Below are 13,420 nucleotides of genomic sequence, written 5' to 3'. Positions count from 1 at the left end.
CATCCACAGCATCATCGGCCAGAGCCGGTATTCCGAATTGGGTCGCTGGTCGCTGGCGTAGGGTGCGTCGCGCGTACGACCGGGACGCGTGGTTTGCTACTCCGACTGCCAGCGCATCGCGGCTGATTCATCGCGTCGATGCTTCACCCTCGACCATGCCAGCGGGCGCGGCCTCGCGGCAGGTCGTTAGGATTGTGTTAGACAGATGGTCGATATGCGTTGTCGATAGACAGAGAGGTTGCCAGCGATGCGGCCGCCGACCCGGACGCGACGCGTTGAAGACTGAAACTGGGCTGGCCGGCTCGGACAGCGCCGTCGCAATGGTCTAGATTGGAGGTCCGACGCCGCTGCCTGGTGTCGCCCCGGCCTGACACGAGCCCCTGCCAGCGAGGATCCGATGAGCGACGACACAAGCACGAGGGCGCGCGTCCTGGTTGTCGACGACTCCAAACTGATGCAGAAGGCCGCGCACAAGATGCTCGGCGACGAATTCGATGTCATCACCGCCGCCGACGGCCTGGACGGTTGGGCGATGCTGACTGGCGACGCGACGATCCAGGTGGTGTTCACCGACCTGACCATGCCGCGCTGCGACGGTTACGAATTGCTGCGCATGATCCGCACCGCCGAGGATCCCGGGCTGCAGGGCCTGCCGGTGATCGTGGTGACCGGTGCGGAGAACGACGAGTCGGCGCGCATGCAGGCGCTCGATCTCGGCGCGACGGATTTCATCACCAAACCATTCACCAGCATCGACCTGATCGCGCGCGCCCGCGCGCATGCCAACCACCAGCGCATCACCAAGCAGTTGCAGGCGCAGACCACGATCGATGCGCTGACGGGGCTCGCCAACAAGACTGGTTTCCTCGATCGCCTGCGCCAGGATATCGCCTACGCGCGCCGGCATCAGCAGACGCTGACGCTGGTGCGCCTGGAGATCGAAGGCTTCCGCGAATTGTTTCTTGCGCACGGAAAAGACGTCGCCAGCAAGGCCTTGCTGCAGGTGAGTCAGTCGCTGCGCGGGCGCATCCGGAAAGAAGACACCGCCGGACGCATCGGCCTCAGCGGTTTCGCGCTGTCACTGCCCGCGGGCGAGCACACCGGCATCGAAGGAATGATCGAGCGCCTGCGCGCCGAGGTCGCGAGCCAGCCGCTGGAAGTGGAAGACGGATTGTTCGAGATGCGGCTCAGCGCCGGGATATTCAGCCCCGAGGTGCAGCTCGGGCCCAGCGCCGAAGATGCGCTGGATGCTTGCCAGGCCTTGCTCGATGCCGCACGCGAAGCCGACAAGTTGCATGCGACGAATGCGGCGGCGAGTGCCGCGGCGACAGCCGTCAGTACAGTCGTTGCTTCGCCCGCAGCCGTCACACCCGTGCCGGTCGCGGTAACGGCAGCACCAGTACCAGTACCAGCATCGACACCGATAGTCAGCCCTTCGCCTGCGGTTACTTCCGCACCTGTCGAGCCGCTGCGCCTGGATCCGTTGCTCGATCAGTTGAAACAGGGCGACAAGCAACCCGTCCTCGAGAAGATGCCGCAGATCCTCAATCACCTGCTGCCGCTGTTCCGTCTGTTGTCGGCGAACCAGCGCGGGCAGTTGATCGCGTTTTTGCAGCGTCTCGGCGGGGGCTGAGGACTCGGCAAGACGCGCAAATGAAATGGGACGGATCGCTCCGTCCCATTTCTTCTAGCGCCAGCGTCGACCGCTGCGCGGCCGCGCTTTCCCGTGCATCAATCCCTGTCATCCGCCTCGGCATCGGCGCCGACTTCCGCGCCGGCGCTAGCGTTGGCGACACCACCGACATTCAATCGCGCGCGGTTGGCGGCCTTCGCTTTTGCCTGCGCCCTGGTCTGCGCCTGTGCGGCAGCACTGGCGTTCTGTCGCGGGCGCGCCGGTGCGCTTTGCTGGTTCGACGGTCGACGCGTCTGCGTGCGGCCCTGCGCCGAACCGCGTGCCGACGCCGAACCCTGTGCGCCAACCATGCCGGTGACCGGCTGCGTCAAAGAATCAGTGTCGCCGCTCAAGGCGCCGCGAACGGTGCCGACGAGTGCGCCGGACGCATTGCCGGAAAGAGGATTGCCGACGCCGTCGACCATCGAGTCCACTCCACCGGCTGCGCTACCACTCGCGTTCGTGCGGGCATGCCGACCCTGGCTTCGTGCATGGGTAGACGCGCTACCGGAACTGGTCGCGGAACCCTGACCGTCGATGCCGACCGGCAGTTGCTGCGGCAGCATGTTCGTCGGCGTATTCAACTGACTCGTCGCTTTTCCGACGACATCGCCCGCGCCCTGGGTGGAGATCGAATTGCCGACGCCGCCAAGGGCAGATCCGACTTGCCCCGACAAGGCGCCACCTGCGCCAGCGCGACCGCCGGTACCGTTGGTGAGGATTCGCCCCTGGCCGTCGCCGCGTGTAGTGATGGCCGACGTTGCCGCGGTCGCACTGGAAACGATGCCGGTGGCGACGTTTGCATTTGCGCGACCGCGACCGCTCACCTGGCCGTGGGCATCGTCTGCGATGCGGACCACGCGACGGGCAGGCTGCAGATCATCGAGCGGGTTGAAGCTGCCGCCCGTTGCGCTGCTCACGCTGCCGCCGATACTGCCGCCGAGACCGCCGCCGATGTTGCCGGTCGCCGGGCCAAGGCTGCCCGTCACTGCGCCGCCCACGCTGCCGACAGCGCCACCGACAGCACCGCCGCCGAGCAATTGCGCATGCGCGGGTGCATTCACTGCCGCCGAGGCGAGCAGCATCATGGAAATCAGCAGGGATTTGTTGTTCATCGCTTTCTCCTCTTCTCGCCACAGACAATCTGCAGCTGTCATGGAGGAATACGAGCGGGCATTGCGATTTATTCCCGAAGCAACGAACGAAGACAGCGATGGTTCATTTTTTTCCGGTGGGCGCATGCGCCCAGCGCAACTCGTTGCCGACGATTCCTTTTCCATAGATATCGTCTTGCCCCGGTGCTCCGGCATCAATAACCGTAGCGGACAATTGCGCGAGAGCAGAGGCCGCCTGTTGCACTGCTGGACGCGGCAGGTCGCGGGCAAGCAGGCGCGCAACCAGCGGCGATGCGAAGGACGTTCCGCGTACCCGCATCCAGCCTCCCTTGCTGTCGGCTGCGACCATGTCCGCGCCCGGCGCCGCGAAATCCACCTGTGGCCCGCGACCCGATTCGGGAATCACATGATCCCGGGCGTTGACGGCAGACACGCCGACCACGCCGGGATACGTCGCCGGGTACAGGGGCGGTGCGGCGGGTCCGTCGTTGCCCACAGCGGCGACGAGGATATGACCTCGACGCGTGAGTTCGCCGATCGCACGCTCCAGCAGGACATTCGCCGGACCAACGAGACTGATGTTGATCACGCCGACCTGTTCTTTCGCCAGCCATGCCATCGCGGCGACGATGTCGACCACGGCGCCGCCGGTCGCACGACCGCAATACACGTCCGCCGCGTACAGACTGTTGCCTGCGGACCTTCCGTCGCTGCCGACGAGAAGGGAAGCGACTGCAGTGCCGTGTTCGGCGGCGATCACCGCGCCATCGCAGCCCCAGCTATGCAAGTCGATGCCGGCAAGCGCCGGGTGCTTGCGGTCGACGCCACTGTCGATCAGGCCGACGCGGATCGACGCCAACTGTCCGCCCGCCGCTGGCAATGTCGATGTCGCGCCAACGACGCTGCCTGAGCCTAGATAGAGATGGTTGAATTCGTAGTCGCCGACGGGGTCGATCCGGCGCAGCATTTTCAGCGCCTTGCGTGTGCCCATTCCGGATGGCGCACGCAGGACCAGCAGGCGCATCGACAAGGCATCCAGATCTTTTTCCGAGGTCACGCTGAATCCCGCCGCCAATGCCGCGTCGATTGCAGCGGAGGCGGGTTCGATCGCGATGATCTCGCTGCGCACGACAGGCGCGCCGTCGGCATCCGTGTCGATGACGTCACGGTGTTGGCGCAGCAGCGATTGGATCTGCAAAGCGCGGACCTGCGTCAGTGCCCCGACGGTGCCGCCGATGGCTCGCGTCGCGTTTCCGGGGATGTCCGTGACGCCAGCCGGAGTCGCCGGCAGCGAAGGCAATGACGGCAGCGATGGCAACGCCACCTGTGCAAACGATGGCGGCGTCGCCAAGCCGAGCGCGGAAAGGAACATCAGCCCCAGCGTCATCGTCCGCGTACGCATCGATCGTTCTCCGTGCCCATGCCGGCAAGCTGGTTTGCGGGGATGGTACATTTGAATTTCTGAATCGGCCCGCAGCCGCCCCGCCGCGAATCGATCAGCGGATGGAAGAAATCAACCAGCCCGAACGTAGGGATGGGTAATGGCCGAAAATTCGACGACAACCGTGCGAGATGGCTTGGGCGAATTGCTGCCGCGATTGCGCCGGTTCGCCCGCACCTTGGCAGGCAGCGCCCATGACGCCGACGATCTGACCCAGATCGCGCTGGAGCGGGCGTTGGCGCGCGCGGAGCAGTGGCGACCCGGAGAGCGGCTGGATTCCTGGGTTTTCGGCATCGTGCGCAACGCCTGGATCGACGAGCAGCGCAGTCGTCAACGCGGTCGCGCGCTTTTCACTTCGGAGGAAGACGGCTTGAATGTCGGGCAATCACCGATGGAGGGGCAATTGATCAGGATGTCGGTACAAACGGCGATGGCGCGTCTGCCGGAAGAGCAGCGATTGGCGGTGGCTTTGGTTCTTGTCGAAGGTCTTCCCTACAAGGAGGCGGCGAACATCATGGCGGTGCCGATCGGCACGCTGACCAGCCGGCTCGCGCGCGGCAGGGAAGCATTGCAGGTTTTACTGGGCGATGGAGAGGCGATGCAGCGATGAAAATTTCCGAAGAAATGCTGATGGCCTATGCCGACGGTCAGCTGTCCGGGACAGACCATGATGCCGTCGAAGCGGCCATGCGCACGGATCCGGAAGTGGCGGCCGCCGTGGCGCGACAGCAGCGATTGCGTGCGCGGCTTGCCGAAGTATTCGATCCGGTGCTGTCCGAGCCTGTTCCCGATCGTCTCAGCGCCCTGCTGCATGCCGAGCCATCGATACGCGACGACGTGATCGACCTCGATGCGGCCCGCAGTCGTCGCGCAGTTGCACCGACCCGCCTGCGCTCATGGCAGTGGCCTGCGGCGATGGCGGCATCGCTGGTCCTCGGCGTGCTGCTGTCGCAGGCATGGCTCTCGCGGACGGAACCCGCCCTGGTCATGGGTGCAGATGGTGCGTTGCTGGCGCGTGGCGAGCTTGCCGACGGGCTCGACCGTCAGCTCGCGAGCGCACCCACAACGGGATCCATCGTGACGGTTGGCTTGAGTTTTCGTTCGAAGTCGAACGGAATCTGTCGCACCTTCGTATTGCATCGTTCCGCTGATGTCGCCGGCCTGGCCTGTCGCACCAATGCAGGCTGGTCGTTGCCAGTGGTGGCGGCGATGGCGAAAGCCCACGGCGACGGCATGCAACCGGCCGCGAGCGATATGCCGGCGGCGGTCCTCGCCGAAGTCGATGCGCGCATTGAAGGCGATCCGCTGGATGCGCAGACCGAGCGCAGCGCCCGCGATTCCGGCTGGCATTGATTCATTCGCGCGGCGCCCTTGTTTCCGCGCGGGATCACGGCTCGTTTTTGGGAGCGGATGGTCGTTCCGCGGTTTCCAGATGCGTCAGGTACAGGCGCAGATCGAATTCGAGCTGGTGATAATCCGGCGCCATGTGCGTGCATAGCTGGTAGAAGGCCTTGTTGTGCTCGGCTTGTTTCAGATGCGCGAGCTCGTGCACGACGATCATCTTGAGAAACTCGGCGGGCGCATCGCGGAACACGCTGGCGATGCGGATCTCGCGGCTGGCCTTGAGCTTGTGCCCCTGCACGCGCGAGACCGCGGTGTGGGTGCCCAGCGCGTTGCGCACGACATGCAGTTGGTTGTCGTAGATCACTTTGTCCAGTGGCGCGGCGCTGCGCAGCCAGCGGTTTTTCATCTCGACGACATAGACGAACAGGGCCTTGTCGTTGCGCACCTCGTTGGCCTGCGCGTATTTCTTGTGCAGATGCTCGCCGAGTCGGCCGCTCGCGATCAGTTCGCGTACCTGTGCCTGCACGGGCTCGCTGTAGGCATTGAGGTATTTCAGAGGCGTCATGGCAGGCTTTCTTGTCGAGGATCCGGGCCGATCGTCGCGCGATTCACGGCTGCGCCGAGTAATATCCTACGCGTCCCGCCCGTACCGGCACGAGGAATGGTTTCGCGGCTATGACTTCGCAGCAGGCCCCTGATCCGATGCCGCGCCCGCCGGCCGAGCCCGATCCGTCCGAATGCTGCGGCAGCGGCTGCGTGCGCTGCATCTTCGATCTGCATGACGATGCGCTGCTGCGTTACCGGCAGTCGTTGGCGGAATGGATATTGCGGCATCCCGAAGCTGCCGCGCAGACCGAGGTTGGTCGGCATTGATCGCGATCGAATAATCTTCACAAATCGGCGGTTCCGGTGATGATCTTGCTTCCGCACTGAAAAGCGCAAATCAAACCTTCACGTCGTCGATTCGGTGCTGTGATCCGGTGCCGCGACGGTTTTCAGCAGATAGGCTTTCATCGCGCCGCGGCCCTTGATGTTGAGTTCGCCGCGCGCTTCGTAGTCGAAAGCGTGGCGGGTGCGCAGGTAGGTCGCTTCGCTTACCTGGATCTGGCCGGACACGCCGGTCGATTCCATGCGGCTGGCAAGGTTCACGGTGTCGCCCCAGAGATCGTAGATGAACTTCTGCCGGCCGATCACGCCGGCGACGCAGGGGCCGGTGTGGATGCCGATGCGTACATCGAGTTCGAAGCCGGCGAGGCCGTCACGGATGGTCTGCAACGCTTCGCGCATCCCCAGCGCCATGCGCAGCATGCGCTCCGGGTGATCGTCGACTTCGTTGGGCACGCCGCAGGCAGCCATGTAGGCATCGCCGATGGTCTTGATCTTTTCCACGCCGCAGCGTTCGGCGACATCGTCGAAAGCCGAGAACACCTGGTTGAGGATCTTGACCACGCTGCGCGGCGACACCGAGGCGGAAAACTCGGTGAAGCCGGCGAGGTCGGCGAACAGGATGGTCACGTCGGAGTAGCCATCGGCAATCGACAGCGCGCCATCTTTCAGTCGTTCGGCGATCGGGTCGGGGAGGATCTGGTGCAGCAGGTCATCGGCGCGGCGCTTCTGTACCTCGATTGCCTGTTTCTGGCTTTCGATGACCGCTTCCGATGCGTAATGCTGCAATACCAGGCGCTCGTTCTCGCGGCAGCTCATGCCGCAGACGACCGTGGCCGAGATCAGGAAGAAGTTGTTGCTGATGGCGATCGGCAGCGGTGTTGCATGATGGAACAGCGACAGGTTGTATCCGCACAGGATCACGATCGCCAGCGCCATTGCGTAGCGAAACCGGATCGGCAGGAACACGAACAGGAAGGCGACGACGAGGATCAGACCGGCGTAATAGGTTTCGCCGTGCGCCAGTCCGCTGACCAGATGATTGAGCCAGATGATGCCGAACCCGGCCAGCAGCACGCCGAGCAACAGGATCGGCTGTGAGTACCGCACGTAGAAGTTTCCGAGAAAAACCACGGCGACGATCGTCGCGATCAGGTAGGCGACGACGATCATGCGCGTCGGCTGCATGCCGGCTGCGGCAGCCGGGAAGATGTACCAGTCCAGGATGCCGAAGCTGACGTAGAGGAAGGCCGCCAACGCCATCGCGAAAATCGTGCTCGCCCTGCGCTCGATGACGATCCGGGTCCAGGGCTCCATGGGTCTCCACCTCGCGACAGGACAGGGCGATGTCGGCGATCCGGCAGCATCGTTTCGATGCGTTCGATCCGCAACACAGGCACGCAGGACTCTTCCCGGTCGACTCTGCCCCGATTCCGTGGAAAATGCCACTATCGGAAGCTTGCGCAGGCGATGCGAGGATCGCGGTATCGATGCGCCGATCCGTTGCTTCGCAAATCTGTACCCGTCCTGGAGAAAATCCGTGAGCCATGATCGCAACCCGCAGGCCGAGCAGATGGGCGACGAATCGATGGTGCGCAACCTCGCGCACCAGGCCGAGGCGATCTGGCCGCAGGAACAACACCTGTTCGATCGCTATGGATTGTCCGGCGAGCTGCGCATTCTCGATCTCGGCTGCGGCACGGGCGAAATCACCCGACGACTCGCCGCGCGCTATCCGCAGGCGCAGTTGCTGGGCATCGACATCCTCGAATCCAATCTGGTGTTCGCGCGTCGCGACAGCCGCGACCTCGGCGCGCGCGTCGACTATCAGCAGGGCGATGCGTTCGCGTTGAATTGCACGAGCGCTAGGTTCGATCTGGTGGTGTGCCGGCACATGTCGCAGGCGGTGCCGGACTTTCCGCAGGTGTTGGCCGAGATCAGCCGCGTGCTCAAGCCTGGCGGCTGGCTGCACCTGCTGTCCGAGGATTACGGCATGCTGCATATGCCGGTTGGGAAACACGACCCGGATCGTTTCTGGAACGAGAATGCCGTCGCCTTCCTGCAAGGCATCCATTGCGATGGTCGCATCGGCCGGCATTCGCCCGCCTTGCTCAGCGCTGCCGGCTATCACGATATCGCGATGGATTACGTCATCGTCGATACCTTGCGCGTGCCGCGGCCGACCTTCGCCGGCATCCTCAAGGCTTGGCGCGATGGTTACGTGCCGGCATTGGCGGGTGCATCGGGGCGCAGCGAGGCGCAGGTGCGCGCGGATTTCGACACGATGATCACGGCGATCGAAACGCCGCCGCAGTACGCGGTCTGGCATGTGCCGGTGGTTTCGGGGCGTCGTCCTTGAGTGCGCCGGGACCCGCGATCCGACGCGCGTTGCCGGCGCGTGCCGCCGAGGCCTGATCCGCGCAGGCGACCCGTTGTAGGATGCATCTGGGGCAGGCCACCGGGTCTGCGGGGGAAGCGCCGATGTCGATCTGCATGCTTGCGATGACGAATCGTCGGGACCTTGCCGACGGTGACGATGGCAGGGTCACGGCATCGACCGCGATGCCTGCGCAGGGCTGAGGGCAGGGCATCCGCGAATGGCGATCACCTATTCACCGCTGCGTTTCCTGGGTCGACGGCTCGCGCAATTCCTTGCGAAGCCGCGCGACAGCCAGGCGCATCTGCCGACCAGTTCGCCGGCACGCATCGCCTCGGTGCTGCGCAAAGGTGACGTGGTGCTGGTCGAAGGCACCAGCCGTTTCGCCAGTGCGATCAAATACCTCACGCAATCGACCTGGTCACACGGTGCCCTCTATATCGGCGACCACCTCGGCCCGCCCAAGGATGGAGAAGAGCCGCGCCTGCTCTGCGACGTCGACATCAACGACGGTGTGCGCGTGATTCCGCTCAGCGAATTTTCCAACCTGCATACGCGCATCTGCCGGCCGGTGGGATTGAGCGACAAGGAAATCGACGCGCTCTGCGAATTCATGGTCTCGCGCGTCGGTTTCAGCTACGACCTGAAGAATGTTTTCGATCTCGCGCGCTATTTCATCCGCATGCCGCCGGTGCCGGGCTCGATGAAACGCAAGATGATCCAGTTCGGCAGCGGCGAGCCGACGCGCGCGATCTGCTCGACCCTGCTCGCGCAGGCATTCGAATCGATCCACTATCCGATCCTGCCAGAGATCGAACTGATCGAGCCGGGCACGCCAGGCGGCAAACAGGCGCGCGCCGAGATACTGCATATCCGTCACTACAGCCTGTATGCGCCGCGCGATTTCGATACCTCGCCGTTCTTCCGCATCGTCAAGCCGCGCCTGGAACTGGGCTTCGATTTCCGCAGCCTGGTCTGGAGCAACGACGAGATGCCGGACGATCCGCCGCGGGAATAAGGCGGGAAAACGATAGGCTGCTGCGTTTCAGTGTTCCTTGAAGAAGCGCACGATCAGCGCTGGTACTTCTTTCGGAAACTGGTGGCCACCCGGATGGATCAACGACACGTAGGGCGTGCCGGAGCGTGACCGGTACTGCGTGCCGACGACGGTGCCGGCGCTCGCCCACGGTTCGCCGCTCGCTTCGCAGCCATTGAGTTCGCGTTCCTTGCTCATGCTGCGATCCTGCCAGGCGTAGCGCACCAGCGGATCGTTTTCGCCGGCGACATGCAGCGCGGGCTTTGGCTTCAGATCGGGCAGGGCACTCGCGGCGACGGCGGAGGAAGGCGCGACGGCGGCGAAGACATCGCCGCGATAAGCCCACAACAGGTAAGTGAAGCCGCCGCCGTTCGAATGCCCGGTCGCGTAGACGCGGCGGGTATCGACCTTGAAATCCTTTTGTAGCGACGCGAAGACCGCATCGAAGAATTTCAGGTCGCGGTCGCCCTGGTCGCCGCGTCGCGCCTGCCAGCCGGCACGTTCGCCAGCGTGGTCGGTCAATGCGCCGGGCGTGGGCAGGCCTTGCATGTAGACGACGATCGCCTCGGGCCAGAGTTCGTGGATGGCGAAACTGCGCGCGCCATTGGCCATGCTGCCGCCATGACCGTGAAAGACGAAGACCACCGGCGTGGCGCTGCGGGTCGCGTTCGCTGGCACGTGGATCAATGCCTGACGCGTGACGCCATCGACGTTCCAGTCGCGCTCGCTGAGCGAATTGTCCGCGGCGGCGATGCCAGTGCCGAACAGGAAAAGAATCAGGGCGAGAAACAGGCGCATGCAGGGCTCCGGCAATGGGTTCAATTTCGTCAACGCAGCGATGCTGCCAAGGTTGACGCGCCCCGGCAAAACCCGCCGCTAGAACTTGTCGTGCAGCGGCAGGTAGCGCCATTCGCCGACCGGCAATTTCGCCAGCGGCACGCGACCCAGGCGAATGCGTTTGATCGCCATGACCTCCAGGCCGACTTCCGCACACATGTGCCGGATCTGTCCGGGCTGCGGGCTCTTGAGCGCAAAGCGCAGGCGGTTTTCGTTTTGCCAGCTGACCTTGATCGGCGGCAGGTTGCGGCCGTTGAAGCTCAGGCCATGACAAAGCCGCGGCAGGCCGTACGGCGCGATCTCGCCGGAAACCTCGACGATGAGTTCTTCCTCGATGCGGTCGCCGTCCTCGCGCAGGCGCCGAAGCAGGCGCGGGTCCTGACTGAAAACAACCAGCCCACTGGCCGCGGTATCGAGCGGAAACAGCGGGCTCAGGTGTTTCAGATGGCGCCTGAGAAAGCGTCGGCCGAACTGGAAATCCGCGGACCAATTCCGTGCGGTGAGCAGTTGTATGGCTGAGTCCTTCGATGTTCTGGGATCAACTCCCATCGAAGCGCGGGAATCAAGTCTCCTCGATATGCCGGAATCGCCTCCCATCGAAGTGCTGGAACCACTCCCCATCGACGTACTGAATTCAACGCCCGCCGGCTTGTGCAGGAGAATCGTCGCCGGCTCGCTGGCTTCGAGCGTCGCCTGCGCATCGATCTCGACCTTCTGGTCGTGGATCTGGAATTGCGTTTCTTCGATCACCACGCCGTCGACGCTCACCCAGCCGTCTTCGATGTATTGCTCGGCTTCGGCGCGCGAACAGCCGATCAGTTCGGCGACGCGCTTGGCCAGGCGGACAGGTTCGGTCATCGGAAAGGCCATGGATGCGATGACGGCATTGTAAGCTCGCGGCATCGGCAAACCGCCAACGGATGACGTGATGCCCCAGCTCGCTGCCAACGGCCTGCAACTGGAAGTCGAAACCCTGGGCGATCGCGCGCATCCGGCGGTGTTGCTGATCATGGGTTTGGGCATGCAATTGATCGCCTGGCCCGAGTCGCTATGCCAGGAGCTGGTCGCTGCCGGCTTCTTCGTGATCCGTTTCGACAATCGCGATATCGGTCTTTCCGAGAAGATCGAATCGGCGCGCCGGGTGAATCTCGCCACGGCGGCGCTGCGTTATTTTCTGCGCCTGCCGGTATCGGCGCCGTACCGCATCGAAACCATGGCCGACGATGCCATCGGCGTGCTCGATGCGCTGGGCATCGACAAGGCGCATATCGTCGGCGTGTCGCTGGGCGGGATGATTGCGCAGAGTCTGGTCGCGGAACATCCGCAGCGCTGCCTGAGCCTGAGCTCGATCATGTCGGCCAGCGGCGATCGGCGTATGCCGACCGCCAGTCTGCGCATCAGTCGCCTGCTGATGGCGAGACCGGCGCGCAACGCGAAATTCGAGGTGTTGGTCGAACATTTCGTGCGCCTGTTCACCGCGATCGGCAGTCCGGCGTTTCCAACGCCGCCGGCGTTGATGCGCGAACGTATGCGCGCCAATCTGCAGCGCAGCTACTATCCGGCAGGAACTGCGCGGCAGCTGTTGGCGATCGTTGCGTCCGGCGATAGATCGGCAGCGCTGCGGAGAATCCGCCGGCCAACGCTGGTCGTGCATGGCGATGCCGATCCGCTGGTGCCGGTCGCGAATGGCGTCGACTGCGCACGGAAAATTCCCGGCGCGAGCTTGCGGATCATTCCCGGCATGGGCCACGATCTCGCGTCCGGCCTGCTGCCGATCCTTGGCGACGCATTGCGTACGCACCTGCATGCCAACAATCCGAATTGATGGAGTCATCGATGTTGATAGCAATCACCCGCGAACTCAGCCCCGGCATGGAACATTGCGAGTTGTCGTTCGTGCCGCGCGAGGCCATCGACATGGAACTTGCGTATCGCCAGCACCGGCAATATCAACAGGTCTTGGCCGATCTGGGCTGCGAAGTGATTTCGCTGCCGCCGGAAGCGACGATGCCGGATGCGGTGTTCGTCGAGGACGTGGCGCTGGTATTCGACGAAGTCGCGGTGATGACGCGCCCCGGTGCGGAATCGCGGCGTGCCGAGGGTGCGTCGGTCGCGGCGGTGTTGAAGCCGTATCGAAAGATTGTCGCCATCCAGGCCCCCGGCACGCTCGATGGCGGCGATGTGTTGCGCATTGGCCGGACGGTCTATGTCGGCGCGTCCGCACGCAGCAATCCCGCTGGCATCGAACAATTGCGTGCGCTGCTTACCGGCCACGGTTATCGCGTGCAAGCGGTGGCGATCCGCGGCTGCCTGCACCTGAAGTCCTCGGTGACGGCGCTGACCGATGACACCGTGCTGGTGCAGCCCGAATGGGTCGATCCTTCGGTATTCGCGGATTTCAAGATCATCGAAGTCGACCCCGACGAGCCGCATGCCGCGAATGCCTTGCGCGCAGGCAGCGGCATCCTGTATCCGTCCTGCTTCCCGAAAACGCAGGCGCGACTCGCGGCCGCAGGCATTGTCGTCAGCACGGTCGATGTCTCGGAGCTGCAGAAAGCGGAGGGCGCGGTGACCTGTTGCAGCCTGGTGTTCGCGGCGTAACGTGTTGCCCGCTTGCGAAGCAACATGTGCGAAACACACCTCCATCACACTCCGTTGCAGCCACGAGGCTAGTCTCGTCGCCGCCAGCGGTCGATCATTCCCCTCCCTCGCA

General features: G+C 64.0%; 14 protein-coding genes. 8 read left to right on the top strand and 6 right to left on the bottom strand.

From position 1 onward, the window contains the following. Positions 1-397 precede the first annotated feature (397 nt). Positions 398-1,633 carry a GGDEF domain-containing response regulator gene (locus VKM35_RS06805; protein WP_324319704.1) on the top strand — a complete coding sequence of 412 codons (1,236 nt, stop codon included), beginning with the start codon at positions 398-400 and terminating at the stop codon, positions 1,631-1,633. A 98-nt stretch (positions 1,634-1,731) separates the two neighbouring features. On the opposite strand, the gene VKM35_RS06800 is transcribed toward VKM35_RS06805, so the two are convergent. Together VKM35_RS06800 and VKM35_RS06795 are read right to left on the bottom strand one after the other, a co-directional pair. Beyond that, positions 1,732-2,787 (bottom strand): hypothetical protein, encoded by a 1,056-nt coding sequence (locus VKM35_RS06800; protein WP_324319702.1) that lies wholly within the window; start codon positions 2,785-2,787, stop codon positions 1,732-1,734. A gap of 103 nt (positions 2,788-2,890) precedes the next feature. Continuing rightward, positions 2,891-4,189 carry a S8 family serine peptidase gene (locus tag VKM35_RS06795; protein WP_324319700.1) on the bottom strand — a complete coding sequence of 433 codons (1,299 nt, stop codon included), beginning with the start codon at positions 4,187-4,189 and terminating at the stop codon, positions 2,891-2,893. Between the two features lie 139 nt (positions 4,190-4,328). On the opposite strand from VKM35_RS06795, the gene VKM35_RS06790 reads away from it, so the two are divergent. Together VKM35_RS06790 and VKM35_RS06785 are read left to right on the top strand one after the other, a co-directional pair. Further along, positions 4,329-4,838 carry an RNA polymerase sigma factor gene (locus VKM35_RS06790; protein WP_324319698.1) on the top strand — a complete coding sequence of 170 codons (510 nt, stop codon included), beginning with the start codon at positions 4,329-4,331 and terminating at the stop codon, positions 4,836-4,838. Next, positions 4,835-5,581, top strand: coding sequence for a hypothetical protein (locus tag VKM35_RS06785; protein ID WP_324319696.1), 747 nt, complete (start codon positions 4,835-4,837; stop codon positions 5,579-5,581). Before VKM35_RS06790 ends, VKM35_RS06785 begins: the two co-directional genes overlap by 4 nt. Before the next feature lie 34 nt (positions 5,582-5,615). On the opposite strand, the gene VKM35_RS06780 is transcribed toward VKM35_RS06785, so the two are convergent. Beyond that, a complete protein-coding gene (locus VKM35_RS06780) occupies positions 5,616-6,137 on the bottom strand; it encodes a YgjP-like metallopeptidase domain-containing protein (RefSeq protein WP_324319694.1) in 522 nt (173 codons plus the stop codon). 137 nt (positions 6,138-6,274) lie between these two features. Here VKM35_RS06780 and VKM35_RS06775 point away from each other — a divergent pair, with 137 nt between their 5' ends. Continuing rightward, positions 6,275-6,445, top strand: a complete 171-nt coding sequence (locus tag VKM35_RS06775; protein ID WP_324319691.1) for an oxidoreductase-like domain-containing protein — start codon at positions 6,275-6,277, stop codon at positions 6,443-6,445. A gap of 78 nt (positions 6,446-6,523) precedes the next feature. Here VKM35_RS06775 and VKM35_RS06770 read toward each other — a convergent pair whose 3' ends face one another. Next, complete coding sequence (locus VKM35_RS06770) at positions 6,524-7,774, bottom strand: adenylate/guanylate cyclase domain-containing protein (protein WP_324319689.1); 1,251 nt, start codon at positions 7,772-7,774, stop codon at positions 6,524-6,526. A 223-nt stretch (positions 7,775-7,997) separates the two neighbouring features. Between VKM35_RS06770 and VKM35_RS06765 the strand changes: the two genes are divergently transcribed. After that, on the top strand, positions 7,998-8,816 hold the full coding sequence (locus VKM35_RS06765) for a class I SAM-dependent methyltransferase (protein WP_324319687.1): 819 nt from the start codon (positions 7,998-8,000) through the stop codon (positions 8,814-8,816). A 238-nt stretch (positions 8,817-9,054) separates the two neighbouring features. Then, positions 9,055-9,852 carry a YiiX/YebB-like N1pC/P60 family cysteine hydrolase gene (locus VKM35_RS06760; protein ID WP_324319685.1) on the top strand — a complete coding sequence of 266 codons (798 nt, stop codon included), beginning with the start codon at positions 9,055-9,057 and terminating at the stop codon, positions 9,850-9,852. Between the two features lie 27 nt (positions 9,853-9,879). On the opposite strand, the gene VKM35_RS06755 is transcribed toward VKM35_RS06760, so the two are convergent. Both VKM35_RS06755 and VKM35_RS06750 read right to left on the bottom strand, forming a co-directional pair. After that, the gene (locus VKM35_RS06755) at positions 9,880-10,668 is read right to left on the bottom strand and encodes an alpha/beta hydrolase family esterase (RefSeq protein ID WP_324319682.1); all 789 of its coding nucleotides are present in this window, start codon (positions 10,666-10,668) and stop codon (positions 9,880-9,882) included. Between the two features lie 78 nt (positions 10,669-10,746). Then, a complete protein-coding gene (locus VKM35_RS06750; RefSeq protein WP_324319680.1) occupies positions 10,747-11,565 on the bottom strand; it encodes an rRNA pseudouridine synthase in 819 nt (272 codons plus the stop codon). A gap of 70 nt (positions 11,566-11,635) precedes the next feature. Here VKM35_RS06750 and VKM35_RS06745 point away from each other — a divergent pair, with 70 nt between their 5' ends. Both VKM35_RS06745 and VKM35_RS06740 read left to right on the top strand, forming a co-directional pair. After that, positions 11,636-12,532, top strand: coding sequence for an alpha/beta fold hydrolase (locus VKM35_RS06745; RefSeq protein ID WP_324319678.1), 897 nt, complete (start codon positions 11,636-11,638; stop codon positions 12,530-12,532). A gap of 11 nt (positions 12,533-12,543) precedes the next feature. Beyond that, a complete protein-coding gene (locus VKM35_RS06740; protein WP_324319676.1) occupies positions 12,544-13,308 on the top strand; it encodes a dimethylarginine dimethylaminohydrolase family protein in 765 nt (254 codons plus the stop codon). Positions 13,309-13,420: the final 112 nt, after the last annotated feature.

Origin of the sequence: Arenimonas sp. (assembly GCF_035312645.1) — a bacterium.
Lineage (GTDB): Bacteria > Pseudomonadota > Gammaproteobacteria > Xanthomonadales > Xanthomonadaceae > Arenimonas.
This window is presented reverse-complemented; position numbering and strand designations above follow the sequence as displayed.